Source organism: Aquariibacter albus (assembly GCF_014145335.1).
GTDB lineage: Bacteria > Pseudomonadota > Gammaproteobacteria > Burkholderiales > Burkholderiaceae_C > Aquariibacter > Aquariibacter albus.
The window spans coordinates 42194-58457 of the sequence record NZ_JACIVI010000002.1 but is presented as its reverse complement, the minus strand read 5'-3'; the positions used below and the strand labels follow the sequence as shown (position 1 = coordinate 58457).

At 69.6% G+C, this 16264-nt stretch carries 16 protein-coding genes; 3 read left to right on the top strand and 13 right to left on the bottom strand.

Going from position 1 to position 16264, the window contains the following annotated elements; genetic code table 11:
- Positions 1–12: 12 nt before the first annotated feature.
- Positions 13–1362, bottom strand: a complete 1350-nt coding sequence (locus H4F90_RS07750) for a peptidylprolyl isomerase (RefSeq protein ID WP_182663226.1) — start codon at positions 1360–1362, stop codon at positions 13–15.
- Positions 1359–3863, bottom strand: coding sequence for an LPS-assembly protein LptD (locus H4F90_RS07745; RefSeq protein WP_182663224.1), 2505 nt, complete (start codon positions 3861–3863; stop codon positions 1359–1361). Before H4F90_RS07745 ends, H4F90_RS07750 begins: the two co-directional genes overlap by 4 nt.
- A gap of 313 nt (positions 3864–4176) precedes the next feature.
- On the opposite strand from H4F90_RS07745, the gene H4F90_RS07740 reads away from it, so the two are divergent.
- Together H4F90_RS07740 and H4F90_RS07735 are read left to right on the top strand one after the other, a co-directional pair.
- Positions 4177–5229, top strand: coding sequence for an aminoglycoside phosphotransferase family protein (locus tag H4F90_RS07740; RefSeq protein ID WP_182663222.1), 1053 nt, complete (start codon positions 4177–4179; stop codon positions 5227–5229).
- A 17-nt stretch (positions 5230–5246) separates the two neighbouring features.
- Complete coding sequence (locus H4F90_RS07735; protein ID WP_182663220.1) at positions 5247–6011, top strand: 16S rRNA (uracil(1498)-N(3))-methyltransferase; 765 nt, start codon at positions 5247–5249, stop codon at positions 6009–6011.
- 15 nt (positions 6012–6026) lie between these two features.
- On the opposite strand, the gene H4F90_RS07730 is transcribed toward H4F90_RS07735, so the two are convergent.
- From H4F90_RS07730 to H4F90_RS07685, 10 genes are all read right to left on the bottom strand, one after another.
- A complete protein-coding gene (locus H4F90_RS07730; protein ID WP_182663218.1) occupies positions 6027–7052 on the bottom strand; it encodes a class I SAM-dependent methyltransferase in 1026 nt (341 codons plus the stop codon).
- A gap of 89 nt (positions 7053–7141) precedes the next feature.
- Entirely contained in the window at positions 7142–7558 is a 417-nt protein-coding gene (locus H4F90_RS07725; RefSeq protein ID WP_182663216.1) for a F0F1 ATP synthase subunit epsilon, read from the bottom strand.
- A 119-nt stretch (positions 7559–7677) separates the two neighbouring features.
- Entirely contained in the window at positions 7678–9093 is a 1416-nt protein-coding gene (gene atpD / locus H4F90_RS07720) for a F0F1 ATP synthase subunit beta (RefSeq protein WP_182663214.1), read from the bottom strand.
- 49 nt (positions 9094–9142) lie between these two features.
- Positions 9143–10021, bottom strand: coding sequence for a F0F1 ATP synthase subunit gamma (atpG, locus tag H4F90_RS07715; RefSeq protein WP_182663212.1), 879 nt, complete (start codon positions 10019–10021; stop codon positions 9143–9145).
- A 38-nt stretch (positions 10022–10059) separates the two neighbouring features.
- Complete coding sequence (gene atpA, locus H4F90_RS07710; RefSeq protein ID WP_182663209.1) at positions 10060–11613, bottom strand: F0F1 ATP synthase subunit alpha; 1554 nt, start codon at positions 11611–11613, stop codon at positions 10060–10062.
- An 88-nt stretch (positions 11614–11701) separates the two neighbouring features.
- Positions 11702–12235: a F0F1 ATP synthase subunit delta gene (locus H4F90_RS07705; RefSeq protein WP_182663207.1), complete on the bottom strand. Its 534-nt coding sequence runs from the start codon at positions 12233–12235 to the stop codon at positions 11702–11704.
- Positions 12236–12237: 2 nt separating this feature from the next.
- A complete protein-coding gene (locus H4F90_RS07700) occupies positions 12238–12708 on the bottom strand; it encodes a F0F1 ATP synthase subunit B (RefSeq protein ID WP_182663205.1) in 471 nt (156 codons plus the stop codon).
- A gap of 37 nt (positions 12709–12745) precedes the next feature.
- Entirely contained in the window at positions 12746–12997 is a 252-nt protein-coding gene (gene atpE, locus H4F90_RS07695; RefSeq protein ID WP_182663203.1) for a F0F1 ATP synthase subunit C, read from the bottom strand.
- 42 nt (positions 12998–13039) lie between these two features.
- Entirely contained in the window at positions 13040–13909 is an 870-nt protein-coding gene (gene atpB / locus H4F90_RS07690) for a F0F1 ATP synthase subunit A (protein ID WP_182663201.1), read from the bottom strand.
- A 26-nt stretch (positions 13910–13935) separates the two neighbouring features.
- On the bottom strand, positions 13936–14505 hold the full coding sequence (locus H4F90_RS07685) for an ATP synthase subunit I (protein WP_182663199.1): 570 nt from the start codon (positions 14503–14505) through the stop codon (positions 13936–13938).
- Positions 14506–14575: 70 nt separating this feature from the next.
- Here H4F90_RS07685 and H4F90_RS07680 point away from each other — a divergent pair, with 70 nt between their 5' ends.
- The gene (locus tag H4F90_RS07680) at positions 14576–15748 is read left to right on the top strand and encodes an MBL fold metallo-hydrolase (protein WP_182663197.1); all 1173 of its coding nucleotides are present in this window, start codon (positions 14576–14578) and stop codon (positions 15746–15748) included.
- Here the strand turns inward: H4F90_RS07680 and H4F90_RS07675 are convergent.
- On the bottom strand, positions 15742–16263 hold the full coding sequence (locus tag H4F90_RS07675) for a GNAT family N-acetyltransferase (protein ID WP_182663195.1): 522 nt from the start codon (positions 16261–16263) through the stop codon (positions 15742–15744). The genes H4F90_RS07680 and H4F90_RS07675 overlap by 7 nt on opposite strands.
- Position 16264: the final 1 nt, after the last annotated feature.

Here is a 16264-nt window from a genome sequence, read left to right as displayed (position 1 = left end):
CGACGGGCAGCCTCAGCGCGGCGGCTCGCGCATCTCGACGTAGGCGCGGGCGCGGATGTCGCGGGCCCACTCCTCGTAGGCCGGCTCGTACTTCTGCTCGCGCGCCGCATTGCGGGCCGCCTCGCGCAACTGGCGACGGTCCACCGGCACGCGGCGACGCTCGACCACCTCGATCAGGTGCACGCCGAAGCGCGAGACCACCGGATCGGACACCGCGCCGATCGGCAGGCGATCCATCACCTGCTCGAACTCGGGCACGAACTGGCCGGGCGAGGCCCAGCCGAGGTCGCCGCCCTGCGGGGCGCTGCTGTCCTCGGACACCTCGCGCGCAGCCTGGGCGAAGGGCAGGCGGCCGGATTCGATCTGCCCCTTCAGCTCGCGCAGGCGGGCCACGGCCTTGTCGCGACCGAGCTGCGGGCTGGTGCGCAGCAGGATGTGGCGGGCATGGCTCTGCTGCACGCTGAGCCCCCCCTCGCTGCGTTCGACCAGCTTCAGCACATGGAAGCCGGCCCCGGAGCGCAGCACGGCCGGGACCAGGGCGCCACTGCGCAGGGGCTTGACGGCCTCGACGAAGAGGTCGGGCAGGCGATCGGCCGTGCGCAGGCCGCCCAGGGAACCGCCATTGGCCTTGCTGCCGCCGGAGTACTCGTCGACCAGGGTCGCGAAAGGCTCGCCGGCCTTGGCACGGGCCAGCGCACGCTCGGCGACGGCGCGACGCTGCGCGATCTCGGACTCGGATGCCCCCTCAGGCACCGGGACCAGGATCTGGGCGATGTGGTACTCCGGCACCGACTCGGCCTGGCGCTGCTCGAGGTAGCGGTCGATCTCGGCGTCGCTGACCCGGATGCGGCCCTGAACCTCGCGCTCGCGCACGCGCTCGACCAGCATCTGGTCGCGCAGCTGGCTGCGGAAGCGGAGGGGGTCGGTGCCTTCCTGCTGCAGGCGCTCGCGCAGCTGCTGCGGGCTGAGGCGGTTGGAGGCCGCGATATTGGCCAGCGCGCGGTCGAGTTCCTCGTCGCTGACGCGCACGCCGCTCTCGCGGGCATGGGCGAGCTGGGCGCGCTCCTGGATCATCTGCTCGAGCACCTGGCTGCGCAGTTCTGCGGCCGGCGGCAGGGCCTGGCCCGCGCGCTGGGCTTCGCGCTCGAGGGCGACGACCCGGCGCTGGATCTCGGCATTCGTCACCAGCTCGCGGCCGACCACGGCCACGATGTAGTCGCTCAGCTGGGGGGCGGGCGCGGTCTGGGCGGCCGCGAGGCCGGCCAGCAGCACACCGGCCGCGCCGGCACCGGCGCGCCGCAGCGCACGCAGGGAAGGAAGGCGAAAGATGGACACGATGGACGCCGGACGGAAAGGGGTCATTGCGTGAGCGGCAGGCTGCCGATGGAAGCGCCTTCGTCGCGCAGCGGCCGGTAGCCCGGAATGTTGTTGCGCAGCACGTAGAGGGGGTTGGAGCCCAGGCGGGACAGGCCGACCAGTTCGAGCTGAAGCAGCAGGCGGGTGGTGGCCTCGGTGCGGCCGGTCGACAGGCGTTCGGCCACGATGCGGGCGATCCAGCAGCCCGAGTCGTACTCGAAGCCGACGATGGCGTCGGTCAGGCGGTCGTCGCGCCGGCTGTACTTCAGGTTGCCGACGGTGTACCAGGCGCCTGCGCATCCCGCGCCGCTGCGGCCGGTGCCGAAGCGCGACAGGCCGATCGGCTCCCCCCGCTCGGCCGCATCGCGCTCGCGGTCCAGCAGGATCTGCGCATGCTCGCGGCCCGGCGCGTTCAGCGGCCACTGCCAGCCGACCTCGAGCTGGTCGGTCGCGTCGCGGGTGAAGCGGTAGGCCGCATTGATCGTGCGCAGCGGACCCGGCGAATAGCGCACGCCGAGGACCTGGCGCTGCACCCGGTCGTTCTGGGTGCTGTACTGCAGGTTGCCGTCCAGCCACCAGCGCGGCACGAGGCTGGTGCTGCCCAGCAGCAGGACGTCCGACAGGCGCTGGGTGATGGGATTGCCATCGGGCGTGACGCGCTGGTCCGAGAACAGCACGCGCTGGACGACGCCCAGGCGCAGGGCCTCGGCCCCGGTGGCGGGGTCGAGGAAACGGCTGGTCACGCCAGCGGTGAGCTGGTTCGCATCGCTGACCCGGTCGATGCCCGAGAAGCTGCTCTCGGCAAAGATCGACGTGATGTTGAAGTCGTTGGCTGCGCTGTCGAAGTTCGGCAGCTGGTCCTGGCGCCGGTAGGGGGTGCGGACGTAGAGCAGGCGCGGCTCAAGGGTCTGCAGGAAGGCGCGGCCGAAGTAGCTGGCCTCGCGCTCGAAGACCCAGGCGCTGTCGAGCGAGGCCGTCGGCAGGGTGCGGGAGGCACTGCTGCGGCCATTGGCCAGCGGATCGTCCAGGTTGTAGCTGGCGCTGTTGAGCGTCAGCCGCGGCGTCACCGTCCAGCCGCTCACGCCGAGGGGCCGGAAGGGCCGGGCCAGGCTGCCGAGCAGGTGCACGCGGTTGCCGGCCACGAGGCTGCGGTCTTCGTGGGTGAAGCGGTTGGCCTCGGTCTCCCAGCGCCACTCGAAGCCCTGGGCGGCGCCCACCTGGCGCAGGCCGACCTGGGGCTCGCGGCGGTAGGGCGCCACGATGCGGGAGCTCAGGTCGGCCTCCTGCAGCACCTGGTAGCGCTGCACCCGGGCATAGACGGTGGTCAGCCCCCAGTCGGCGGCCCGGCGGTGCTCGGCCTGGAAACTGGTCGGCAGCAGGCGCGGGGTCAGCGTGGGCAGCAGGCTGCGGGGGAAGTCCTTCCAGTAGGCATCGTCGGAGACCCGCTGCATCGTGAAGCGGTAGTCCAGCAGGGCCGATTCGTCCTTGCGGAAGACCGGCGGCCGCGGATCGAGGCCGCCGTCGTGGCGCAGGAACAGCATCCAGCGGTCGCGGCCGGCCACCTGGTCGCCCGGCAGCGCAGTGGCTTCGAGCGTGCCACGGTCGCTGGGGGTCAGGTAGCGGTACTCGGCGGTCGCTCCGGCCCCCCGGCGGCTGTAGGCCCGCGGGGTGAAGGTGAGATCGCGGTCCGGCGCGATGTTCCAGTAGTAGGGCACGGCCACATCCAGGCCGCTCTTGCTGTCGAGATTGATGTTGGGCGGCAGCCAACCGGACTTGCGGGCCTCGGTCAGCGGGAAGCTCAGCCGGGGCGCGGCCAGGATCGGCACCCCCATGAAGCGCAGGACCGCGCCCTCCGCCACGCCCTCGTTGGCGGCGAAGTCCAGGGTCACCCGGTCGCTGCGCATGACCCAGTCCTGATCGGCCGGCGGGCAGCTGCTGTAGGTCGCATCGGTCGCCCGGCCGCGGTTCTCGCCGAGGAACTCGAAGCGGGCGGCACTGCCCCCGGCCTGGGTGCGGGCAAAGAAGTAGCTGGGCTCGACGAACTCGCCCTCGTAGCGGCCGAGCTTGAGCGACAGCGACTTGCCGCGAAAGACGTTGCCCTCGCGGGTGATGATCACCCCGCCATCGGCCTGGGCCAGGTCCTCCGGCGGCTTGTAGCCGATGCGGTCGGCCCGCAAGGTGATCGGTCCGCGGCTCAGGATGGCCGAACCCTCGGCCACCGAGTCGACCCCGGGCGTGCCGCTGAGGCGGTCGGCCTCGACACGGACCGGCAGCTCGGCATCGCGGCCGACGGGGACACGGCCTTCCAGGCGGTCGCGCGATCCAGCCGGCGGTTCCGGCGGCAGCAGGGCACCGAGCTCGGCGCCCGCGCCCCAGGTGGCAGGGGCCGGGCACAGACCGCTGCCTCCGGTGGCGGGCCCCGGGGCCGCGGAGGGCGCCGGCTTGCGCGGCGCGGCCTCGGCCCAGCCCGACAGCATCAGGCTGGCCAGCAGGGGCAGCAGGCGCATCCGGGGCGCCACGAGGCAGGTAGGGACCGGACGGGACAGGGGGGAAGGGCGGGCAGCGCGCACGGTCTGGGCAGGCGACGAAGGGAGCTCGCGGTCGGGTCACCGCCGGAGTGAGGACCCGGGGCGGGGCCCGCAGGGCGCCGCGGGCGTGCGCTGGGGCCGGCGGCCCCCGCTGGCAAAATTCGCGCGATTATCCACGCCGCCCCCGGCGCACGGCGCGCCCTCACCGGCGCCCGCGACCCCAGCCGCTCCGCCCTTGCGCATGCCCGCAGCCGGTGCGGCCGTCCCGACTCCTGCCCGCCCTCCCCCGCCCATGTCCCACGCCCCCATCGCCTGGACCGACGCCCTGCGCCAGGCCCGCTTCGCCGAATGGCTGCAGGCCGCCGCCGCCCGCCATGGCCTGCAGGCCGACAGCTTGCGCCCGGCCAGTGCCGACGCCAGCTTCCGTCGCTATTTCCGTGTCGACGGCAGCCAGGGCCCGCGCATCGTGATGGACGCCCCGCCGGCGCAGGAGGACTGCAAACCCTTCGTCGCCGTCGCCGCGCTGCTGCGCGAGGGCGGCGTGCGTGCGCCGGCCGTGCTGGACTGGGACGAAGCCCAGGGTTTCATGCTGCTCGAGGACCTGGGCGATCGCACCCTGCTGCAGGCCCTGGCAGGCCTGGACGCCGCCGCCGCCGCACCGCTGTACCGCCAGGCCCTGGGCGCGCTGGTGCAGCTGCAGCGCATCCCGGCCGAGGGCCAGGTGCCGGCCTACGACCGCGCGCTGCTGCAGCGCGAGCTGGACCTGTTCAAGCCCTGGTACATCGAACGCCACTGCGGCGTGCACCTGGAGGCGAAGGAGGCCGAGCAGCTGGACATCTGCCTGGCGCGCATCCTCGACGTCTGCGCGGTCCAGCCCGCGGTGCTCGTGCATCGCGACTTCCACAGCCGCAACCTGATGGTCGACCGGACGGACGCGGCCACCCCGCCGGGCGTGCTGGACTTCCAGGACGCCGTCTGGGGGCCGATCAGCTACGACCTCGTCTCCCTGCTGCGCGACGCCTACGTGACGTGGGACGAGGAGGTGCAGCTCGACTGGGCGATCCGCTGGTGGGAGCAGGCCCGCAAGGCCGGCCTGCCGGTCGATGCCGACTTCGGCGGCTTCTGGCGCGACTTCGAATGGATGGGCCTGCAGCGCCACCTGAAGGTGCTGGGCATCTTCGCGCGCCTGCACCACCGCGATGGCAAGGACGCCTACCTGGCCGACCTCCCGCGCGTCTGGCAATACGCCCACAAGGTCGCTGCGCGCTACCAAGGCCTGGGCCCGCTGGCCCATCTGCTGGAGCGGCTGGCCGGCGTGCAGCGGCTCGACGCCGCCACCTTCTGAAGCGGGCGCTGCCGGCCATGGCCGCCCCGCCGCGTTGCCATGTCGACCGTCCGCTGCAGGGCGGCGACGTCCTTGAGCTGCCCTCCGGCGCGGCACGCCATGTCCAGGTGCTGCGGCTGCAGCCGGGCGATCGCCTGAGGCTCTTCGACGGCCGGGGCCATCCCGGCCAGCCTGGCGGGCTGGACTGGTCGGCCGAGATCCTGCAGATGGGCCGCAGCAGCGTGCAGGTGCGCATTGACTCGGCCGAGCCGGTGAACCGGGAGCTGCCTCGTCCGGTGAGCCTGGCCCTGGGCATGCCGGCCAATGAACGGATGGACTGGCTGGTCGAGAAGGCCGGCGAGCTGGGTGCCACCGTCATCGAGCCCCTGGTCTGCGCCCGCTCCGTGCTGCGCATGCAGGGCGAGCGGGCCGAGAAGCGGCTGGCGCACTGGCAGGGGATCGCGGTGGCCGCCTCGGAGCAATGCGGGCGGGCAAGAGTCTGCGAACTGCAGGCCGTGCGCAGCTTCCGGGACTGGCTGCGCAGCCCGGCCGAGACCGATCCGGCCGCTGCGCGCTACATGCTGAGCTTCCGACCCGAAGCCCTCGGCCTGCCTGCGGCCCTGGCAGCCCTCGCCCCGGGCCAGGGCCTGCGGCTGCTGAGCGGCCCCGAAGGCGGTCTGAGCCCCGAAGAAGAGGCCGAGGCCCTGGCCGCGGGCTGGCGACCGCTGAGCCTGGGCCCGCGCGTGCTCCGCGCCGAGACCGCGCCCCTGATGGTGCTCGCCGCCGTCGCGGCCCAGGGCTGAGCACCGCAGCAGCCCTCAGGATCGTGCCGGGCCGCGGTGTGCCACCAGCACAATCCATTCACCCCAGCCCAGACCCAGCAGCAGGCCGAGTTTTTCAAGCTGCGCGAGGACGGCGATCCCTAGGCCCATTGCGGGTTCAGGCTGACCAAGCCGCCTCGCACGGATCGTCCGGCTGGCCTGGAGAATCGAGACGGTGTTCGCTCCTCCCGCGCTACTGAAAACATGGGGCTGCGAAAAGCCGGCCTGGACCGCAGCGGAAGCCAGGCTCCCCGCCGTGAAGACCTGCAGATGCCGTGGGATCTCAAGGCCGCGCCAGTCGCTGCCGTAGCAGCGCCGGCCGAGCGATGCAAAGTTGGGCGTCAACACGACCAGCCTTCCGCCTGGACGCAGCATCCGATGGCAAGTCGCCAGAACTTGCACGGCGTCGGGCACATGCTCAATCACGTTGTTCATCAGCACCGCGTCAAAGCTGGCTTCTGGCGCGTCCAGGGTGGCGGGATCCCCCACCCTGGCCTGAACTCCTGGCCGCCGTTTGGCCACCTCGATGGCTTTCGGATCGAAATCAAGGCCCAAAGCGTCCCAGCCGCTGGCTGCCGCCTCGGCAAGAAAATGGCCATGGCCGCAGCCAATCTCAAGCAGACGACCGGGCGGTAAGTCCTCTAGGTGATGAAGGGCTGACAGCAGGGCATATCGTCTTCCAGGCAGCCATCGGGCGAGCCAGCGCTTGACGCCCCGGGTAGGGGCTGGCGCAGGCACAGGAGGAAGCGGGGCCAGGGCTTGGGCCGCATCGTCCTGCTCGATGTGGGTGTAGTAGTCGCGATAGAAGAGGGCGACGTCCTCAGGTACCGGCATGGGCGCCAGCCACGCCTGCGCACAAGCCGCCGCGGTACACCGCAACAGACCCCAGCGACCCGGCGCGCCGAACAGTTGATCGCGCAGTCCGCTGCTCCCCCAGATCCGGCCGGGTGCACCGCAAACTGCGCAAAAGGGTTGCAGACGACAGCGCACGCCTTCGTTGTCGAGCAAGGATTCGGACGGCATCGTGACTCCTGCATCACGTGAAAACGCCCTCGGCACCGGACGGTGGCGAGGGCGTTCGGCGGAGCCCGGACCGCCGGGCTCTGCGGAGCTTACTTGCGGCGGAACTTGCGCAGCGCGGCGATCTGGGCGGCCATCGCAGCGAACTCGCCCTGGGCCTTGGCGAAATCGATGTCGCTCTTCGCGTTCTTCATCGCTTCCTCGGCCAGCTTCTTGGCCTCGGTGGCCTTGGCCTCGTCGAGGTCATGGCCGCGGATCGCGGTGTCGGCCAGCACGGTCACGCGGTCCGGCTGCACTTCGAGGATGCCGCCGGCGACGAAGACGAATTCCTCTTCGCCGTTGTCGGCCCGCTCGATGCGCACGGCACCGGGCTTGATGCGGCTGATCAGCGGGGTGTGCTTGGGCAGGATGCCGAGCTCACCGCTTTCGCCGGGCAGGGCGACGAACTTGGCTTCGCCCGAGAAGATCAGCTCTTCGGCCGAGACGACGTCAACGTGGATGGTGGCCATGGGGAACCTTGATGTCAGGGTGGGAAGCGGGCAGCAGGACCGGGCGGTCGGCTGGGCCGCGGCGCATCACCGCCGGGGGGCGGCAGGCGCTGCGGCCGGAGGCCGGACCGCAGCGGGCCTTACTGCATCTTCTTGGCCTTCTCGAAGGCTTCGTCGATGGTGCCGACCATGTAGAAGGCCTGCTCGGGCAGCGAATCGCATTCGCCGGCCACGATCATCTTGAAGCCGCGGATGGTTTCCTTCAGCGGCACGTACTTGCCCGGCGAGCCGGTGAAGACTTCGGCCACGTGGAAGGGCTGCGACAGGAAGCGCTGGATCTTCCGGGCGCGGGCCACGGTCAGCTTGTCTTCCGGCGCGAGTTCGTCCATGCCCAGGATGGCGATGATGTCGCGCAGTTCCTTGTAGCGCTGCAGGATGCCCTGGACGGCGCGGGTGGTCGAGTAGTGCTCGTCACCGATCACGTTCGGGTCGATCTGGCGCGAGGTCGAGTCGAGCGGGTCGACCGCGGGGTAGATACCCAGCGAGGCGATGTCACGCGACAGCACGACGGTGGCGTCCAGGTGGGCGAAGGTGGTCGCCGGCGACGGGTCGGTCAGGTCGTCCGCGGGGACGTACACGGCCTGGATCGAGGTGATCGAGCCGACCTTGGTCGACGTGATCCGCTCTTGCAGGCGGCCCATTTCCTCGGCCAGCGTCGGCTGGTAGCCCACGGCGGAGGGCATACGACCCAGCAGCGCGGACACTTCGGTGCCGGCCAGGGTGTAGCGGTAGATGTTGTCCACGAAGAACAGCACGTCACGGCCTTCGTCGCGGAAGGATTCCGCGATGGTCAGACCGGTCAGGGCCACGCGCAGACGGTTGCCCGGGGGCTCGTTCATCTGGCCGTAGACCATCGACACCTTGGACTCGCCCAGGTTCTCGAGGTTGACGACGCCCGAATCGGCCATCTCGTGATAGAAGTCGTTGCCCTCACGGGTCCGCTCGCCCACACCCGCGAACACCGACAGACCGCTGTGGGCCTTGGCGATGTTGTTGATGAGCTCCATCATGTTCACGGTCTTGCCGACGCCGGCGCCGCCGAACAGACCCACCTTGCCGCCCTTGGCGAAGGGGCAGATCAGGTCGATCACCTTGATGCCGGTTTCGAGCAGTTCCTGCGACGGCGACAGCTCGTCGTAGCTGGGAGCCTTGCGGTGGATCGAGGCGGTCAGGGTCTGGTCGACCGGACCCCGCTCGTCGATGGGCGTGCCCAGCACGTCCATGATGCGGCCCAGGGTGGCCGGGCCCACCGGCACGGTGATGGCCGCGCCGGTGTTGGTCACGGTCAGGCCGCGACGCAGGCCGTCGGACGAGCCCAGGGCGATGGTGCGGACCACGCCGTCACCGAGCTGCTGCTGGACTTCCAGCGTGAGGGCCGAGCCCTCCATCTTCAGCGCGTCGTAGACCTTGGGCATGCGGTCGCGCGGAAACTCCACGTCCACGACCGCGCCGATGCACTGGACGATCTTGCCGACCGCGGCTTGAGTGTTCGACATCTTGCGTTCCTTCAATCAGGTTCTTTGCTGCTGCGAGCAGGGCGCGGCGTCAGCCGCTGATGGCGGCGGCGCCGCTGACGATCTCGGAGAGTTCCTTGGTGATGCCGGCCTGACGGGTCTTGTTGTAGACCAGCTTCAGGTCGTTGATCACCGTGCCGGCGTTGTCGGTCGCGGCCTTCATGGCCACCATGCGCGCCGATTGCTCGGACGCCATGTTCTCGGCAACCGCCTGGTAGACCAGCGCCTCGATGTAGCGCAGCAGCAGGTCGTCGATGACCGACTTCGCGTCGGGCTCGTAGATGTAGTCCCAGCTGTGGCCACCCTGGTCCGCCTGGAGCTTGTCCGCCGCCAGCGGCAGCAGCTGCTCGACGACCGACTCCTGCTTCATCGTGTTGATGAACTTCGTGTAGCAGAGGTAGACCGCGTTCAGCTTGCCTTCGGCGTAGGCGTCCAGCAGGGCCTTGACCGGGCCGATCAGGCGGTCAAGGTGCGGGGTGTCGCCCAGACCGACGGCCTGCGCAACCACCTGCACGCCGATCCGGTTGAGGAAGCCCAGACCCTTGTTGCCGATGGCCACGGCCTCGGCGCCCACACCCTGGCCGTCCAGCTCGCGCAGCTTGGTGGTCACCGCACGCAGCAGGTTGGTGTTCAGACCACCGCAGAGACCCTTGTCCGTCGTCACCACGACGAAGCCGGCCTTGGAAGCCGCCTCGGCGTTGGTCGCGATGAAGGGATGGGTGTACTCCGGATTGGCCTTGGCGAGATTGGCCGTGATGTTGCGGATCTTGTCCGCGTAAGGCCGGGCCGCACGCATGCGGTCCTGCGCCTTGCGCATCTTCGACGCCGCGACCATCTCCATGGCCTTGGTGATCTTCTTCGTGTTCTCGACGCTCTTGATCTTGCCGCGAATTTCCTTGCCGGCCGCCATGACGGAGCTCCTTTCTCTCGGGGGTCGTCAGACGGGGATCAGGCGAAGCTCTTCTTGAAGGCTTCGATCGCGCCCTTCAGCTCGGCCTCGGCGTCCTTGTCGAGGGCCTTGTCGGTCTCGAGCTTGGTCACCAGGGCGGCGTGGCTGGTCTTCAGGTGCTGATGCAGACCCGATTCGAAAGCCAGCACCTGCTTGACGGCGATGTCGTCCAGGTAGCCCTTGTTGGCGGCGTAGAGCGTGGCGGCCATCAGGCTGATCGGCAGCGGCTGGTACTGGGCCTGCTTGAGCAGCTCGGTCACGCGGGCACCGCGGTCCAGCTGCTTCTTGGTCGAAGCGTCCAGGTCCGAGGCGAACTGCGCGAAGGCGGCCAGTTCACGGTACTGCGCCAGGTCGGTACGGATACCGCCGGACAGGCCCTTGACCAGCTTGGTCTGCGCCGCGCCACCGACGCGGGACACCGAGATACCGGCGTTGATCGCGGGGCGGATGCCGGCGTTGAACAGCGAGGTCTCCAGGAAGATCTGGCCGTCGGTGATCGAGATCACGTTGGTCGGCACGAAGGCCGACACGTCGCCGGCTTGCGTTTCGATGACCGGCAGGGCGGTCAGCGAGCCGGTCTTGCCCTTGACTTCACCCTTGGTGAAGGCTTCGACGTAGTCGGCGTTCACGCGGGCGGCGCGCTCGAGCAGGCGGCTGTGGAGATAGAACACGTCGCCGGGGAAGGCTTCGCGGCCCGGCGGGCGGCGCAGCAGCAGCGAGACCTGGCGGTAGGCGACGGCCTGCTTGGACAGGTCGTCATAGACGATCAGGGCGTCCTGGCCGCGGTCGCGGAAGTACTCGCCCATCGTGCAGCCGGAGTAGGCCGACACGTACTGCATCGCCGCCGATTCCGAGGCCGAGGCCGCGACGACGATGGTGTATTCCATCGCGCCAGCTTGTTCCAGAGCGCGCACCACGTTCTTGATCGACGAAGCCTTCTGGCCGATCGCGACGTAGACGCAGGTCATGTTCTGACCCTTCTGGTTGATGATCGCGTCGATCGCCACGGCGGTCTTGCCGGTCTGGCGGTCACCGATGATCAGCTCGCGCTGGCCACGGCCGACGGGCACCATCGAGTCGATCGACTTCAGGCCGGTCTGCACCGGCTGGTCCACCGACTTCCGCGCGATCACGCCCGGGGCGACCTTCTCGATGACGTCGGTCATCTTGGCGTTGATCGGGCCCTTGCCGTCGATGGGCTGACCGAGGGCGTTCACGACGCGGCCGATCAGCTCGGGGCCGACGGGCACTTCCAGGATGCGGCCCGTGCACTTCACGGTGTCGCCTTCGGAGATGTGCTCGTACTCGCCCAGGATCACGGCGCCGACGGAGTCGCGCTCGAGGTTCAGCGCCAGGCCGTAGGTCGGCTGGCCGTCCTTGGTCGCGGGGAACTCCAGCATTTCGCCGGCCATCGCGTCGGACAGACCGTGGACACGGACGATACCGTCGGTGACCGACAGCACGGTGCCCTGGTTGCGCACGTCCGCGGAGGCGCCGAGGCCCTCGATGCGGCTCTTGATCAGTTCGGAAATTTCAGCGGGATTGAGTTGCATCGTGTGCTCCCAGTCGGGTCCAGCGGCTCGTCGGCCTGGGCTGTGCGGCGCTGTCCAGGGGTGATTCGGTGCCGTCGCGCTCGCCGCCTCAGGCGGTGAGCGTGACCTTCATGCGTTCGAGGCGGGCGCGCACCGAGGTGTCGAGCACCTGGTCGCCGACGACGACGCGAACGCCGCCGATCAGCTCCGGGTCCAGGACCACGGACGCGTTGAGCTTGCGGCCGAAACGCTGTTCGAGCGTCGCGACCAGATCCGCCAGTTGCCCATCGTCGATCGCGAAGGCGCTGTGGATCACGGCATCGGCCGCGCCACTGGACGCATTGACCAGGGCTCGGAACTGCGCCGCGACCTCAGGCAGGGCGGCCAGGCGGCCGTTGTCGAGCAGCACGCGCAGGAAATTGCGCACACCGTCGTCGACGCCCTGACCGCTGGCAGCAAGCAACACCTCTTCGACCTGCGACACGGTCACCTTGGGGTTTTCGGCGAAGGCCCGGAGATCGGCGTCGACCGCAACCGCGGCCAGCGCATCGATCTGTCGACCCCAGGCCGCCACGTCGCCCTGGCGGGCGACTTGGAACAGCGCGTCGGCATACGGCCGGGCGAGGGTGGCAAGCTCGGCCATGGTCAGAGCTCCGTCTTCAGGCGGGTCAGCAGGTCGGCGTGAACGCCGGCGTTGACCTCGCGACGCAGGATCTGCTCGGCGCCCTTGACGGCCAGCGCGGCAACCTGCTCGCGCAGGGCCTCGCGGGCACGGACGACCTGCTGGTCGGCCTCGGCCTTGGCATCGGAGACGATCTTGGCAGCCTCTTCGACGGCGCGACGCTTGGCGTCCTCGACGATCGCCAGGGCGCGCTTGTCGGCGTCGGCGATGCGCTTGGTCGTTTCCTCGCGGGTCGCGACCAGCTGCTCTTCCACGCGCTTGTTGGCGGTGGCGAGCTCGGACTTGGCGCGATCCGCGGCGGCGAGACCGTCGGCGATCTTCTGCGCGCGCTCATCGAGGGCCTTCGCAAGCGGCGGCCAGATGAAGCGCATCGTGAACCAGACAAGGATCGCGAAAACGATCGCTTGCAGGATCAGGGTGGCATTGATATTCACGACTCGATCCTTTCGTTCGTGAAAGGCTCGTCAGCGATCAGGCGGCCAGTTGGAAGGGGTTCGCGAAGGCGAAGAGCAGGGCGATGGCGACGCCGATCAGGAAGGCCGCGTCGATCAGGCCGGCCAGGATGAACATCTTGGTCTGCAGTTCGTTGATCAGCTCGGGCTGGCGGGCCGAAGCTTCGAGGAACTTGCCACCCATCAGGGCAATACCGATCGACGCGCCGATGGCGCCCAGACCGACGATCAGACCGCAAGCCAGCGCGACGAGGCCGAGGATGTTTTCCATGATGACTCCTAGTGAGTTTTGGTGAGGGAACAGAGAAAGAGATCAGTGTGCGTCGTGCGCCTGACCGACGTAGATCAGCGTCAGCATCATGAAGATGAATGCCTGCAGCGTGATCACAAGGATGTGGAACAAGGTCCACACAGTACCCGCGACGAGATGGCCGATGGCCAGCCCGACACCGGTAACCGACAGCGTGAACGCACCGCCCATCAGCGCGATCAGCATGAACACGAGTTCGCCGGCGAACATGTTGCCGAACAGCCGCATGCCGTGCGAGACGGTCTTGGCCAGGAACTCGATCATCTGCATCAGGAAGTTGATCGGGTAGAGCACGACCTTGTCGCCGAACGGCGCCGCGACCAGCTCATGCGCCCAACCTCCGAGACCCTTGATCTTGATGTTGTAGACGAGGCAGACCACCAGGACGCTGCACGACAGACCCAGGGTCGTCGACAGGTCGGCGGTCGGGACCACGCGCAGGTAGTCCTTGAAACCCAGCGCCGGACCCGCCGAGTGCCAGAAGGCGGGCAGCAGGTCGACGGGCAGCATGTCCATGAAGTTCATCAGGAAGATCCAGACGAACACGGTCAGCGCCAGCGGCGAGACCAGCTTGCGGCTCTTCTCGTTGTGGATCACGCCCTTCGCCTGGTTCTCGACCATCTCGAAGAGGATTTCAACGAAGGCCTGGAACCGACCCGGCACCCCGGAGGTCGCATGACGGGCGGCACGCCAGAGCGTGAAGCAGCCGATCAGGCCGAGCACCACCGAGAAGAAGACCGAGTCCAGGTTGAACACGCTGAAGTCGACGATCGAGGTCTGCTTGACGCTCTCGAAGTCGAAATTCTTCTGCAGGTGCTGGAGGTGGTGAACGATGTATTCGCCGGCGGTCGGGCCGTGTCCTTCGCTTGCCATGTCTTGCGTCTCTCTCGATCGTCCGTTCATCGACCCCGCCGAAGCAGGGCCACCCATCCAGCCTTCAGGCTCACCACCAGGGTGACGACCAGCGCCACCCACTCGACCCCCGGATGCAGCCAGGCGACCAGCGCCAGACCGATCAGCATGGCCGCGACCTTGACCCCTTCGAGCACGAAGAAGCCCATCAGCCGCCATGGCGCCGGAGTGCCTTCGAGCCGTCGCAGACCGAGAGCCATCAGCAGCGCCGGAAGCACCACGATGGCCGCGCCGATGCACGCCGCCTCCAAGGCCGATAAGCGCCCCGAAACCCCGCCCCAGACCAGCGCACACAAACCGCCCGCGAGGGCCTGCATCGCGACCAGGCGAAGCGGCGACCCGAGCGAGGGCTGCGTGGCGCGCCAGGCCTCGGCCTCGGCGCGGGTCCAGGGAGTCCCCGGGGGCTCGTCAACAAGCCCGTTGTCCGCCGGCTCGTCCGTCGACCACGTGGCACGATGACGCTCAAGCATCCTCTGCGCTTCTTCGGTCGACGCCCGCGACGACTCCGGTTTCGCAGGCGCCGCGCGGGCTGAAAGGTCCACGCTGGCGTCGCTCATCGGGGGTCATCTCCGGCAAACCCATCGAGTGTACGTGATTACCCTCACGATTGACCAGCCCCTCGGACACATGCCGTCAGGAATCCCAGCGCGCCAAGGTCGCGGCATCCCCGTTCTGGCGCTTTGCCTGCTGCTCGGCGCCTGCCTGCATGCCCCCGCCCCGACCGCGGCGGCCGGAACGCCCAGCCCGGCCCACCACGGGCCCGAGGGCTTCCGCAACAGCGGCACGCCGATCGAGGACAAGGGCCTGCTGACCCTGCTGAAGTGGCGCTGGCAGGCCTGGCGCGAGACCCTGCCGCCGCCGCCCCAGGCCCCGGTGCCGACCCAGGCGCCGGACCTGTCTTTCCTGCACCACAACGCCCGCGCCGGCACGGCGATGCAGCCCGCCATCACCTGGATCGGCCACGCCAGCGTGCTGGTGCAGGTGGCCGGCCTGAACCTGCTGCTCGACCCGATCTTCAGCGACAGGGCCTCGCCGCTCAGCTGGATCGGTCCGAAGCGCGCGCAGCCCCCCGCGCTGACGCCGGCGACGCTGCCGCACATCGATGCGGTGCTGATCTCGCACAACCACTACGACCACCTCGACCTGCCCAGCCTGCAGGCCCTGGCCCGCCAGCCCGGCGGGCCGCCGCGCTGGATCGTGCCGCTCGGCATCGGCCGCCTGCTGGCCGACGAGGCCCTGCCGGGCGCCGAGCACACGGTCGAACTCGACTGGTGGCAGGAAACCCTGCTGCCGGGCGCGGCCGGCCCGGTGCCGGTCGCGCTGACGCCGGCGCAGCATTGGTCGCGGCGCGGTCTGAACGACCGCAACCGCACGCTCTGGGGCGGCTTCGCGGTGTTCGCGCCCGAGCTGCACCTGCTCTACACCGGCGACACCGGCTATTCGGCCGATTTCCAGGCCATCCGCGCGCGCTACGCAGGACGCCAGGCGACGGCGGCAGGAGGGGGCTTCGATCTGGCCCTGATCCCCATCGGCGCCTACGAGCCGCGCTGGTTCATGCGCGCGCAGCACATCAATCCGGACGAAGCCGTGCAGGTCCATCAGGACCTCGGCGCGAAGCAGTCGATCGGCGTGCACTGGGGCAGCTTCGAACTCAGCTTCGAGCCGCTGGACCAGCCGCCACGCGACCTGGCCCTCGCGCGCCTTGCCCGCGGCCTGCCGGAGGACGCCTTCCGCACCCTGGCGATCGGCGAGACGCTGAAGCTGCCGCGTCGGGCCGCGGCCGCCGCCGGCACTCAGTAGGCCGCGCGCGCGCCCTCGGCCCCCGGCCGCAGGTCGACGCGCAGGTAGTGCGCGCCGGGCAGGGGGTTGAAGTAGAAGGGCGGCACTTCGACAAAGCCCAGCGAGGCGTAAAGCCCCCGGGCGGCCTCCATGTCATCGAGGGTGTCGAGCAGCAGGGCCGAGTAGCCGGCCTGCATGGCCCCGTCGATCAGGGCCTGGGCCAGGCGCCGCCCCAGGCCGAAGCGGCGGAAGGCGGGGCGCACGTAGAGCCGCTTCATCTCGCAGGCATTGGGCTCGTCGGCATCGGGCCGGGGCCGGAAGGCGCCGCAGCCGGCCAGCTCACCGGCGCACCAGGCCAGCAGCAGCTGGCCGCCGGGCTCGGCATAGTCGCCGGGCAGAGCGGCCAGCTCGGCCTCGAAACCCTGGAAGGCCAGGTCGACCCCAAGCGCCAGCGCGTACTCGCGGAACAGCGCGCGGGCCGCGTCGAGCTCGGCCGGATTGCGGGGCGTCAGCAGCAGGACCTCGGGGGCAGCCATC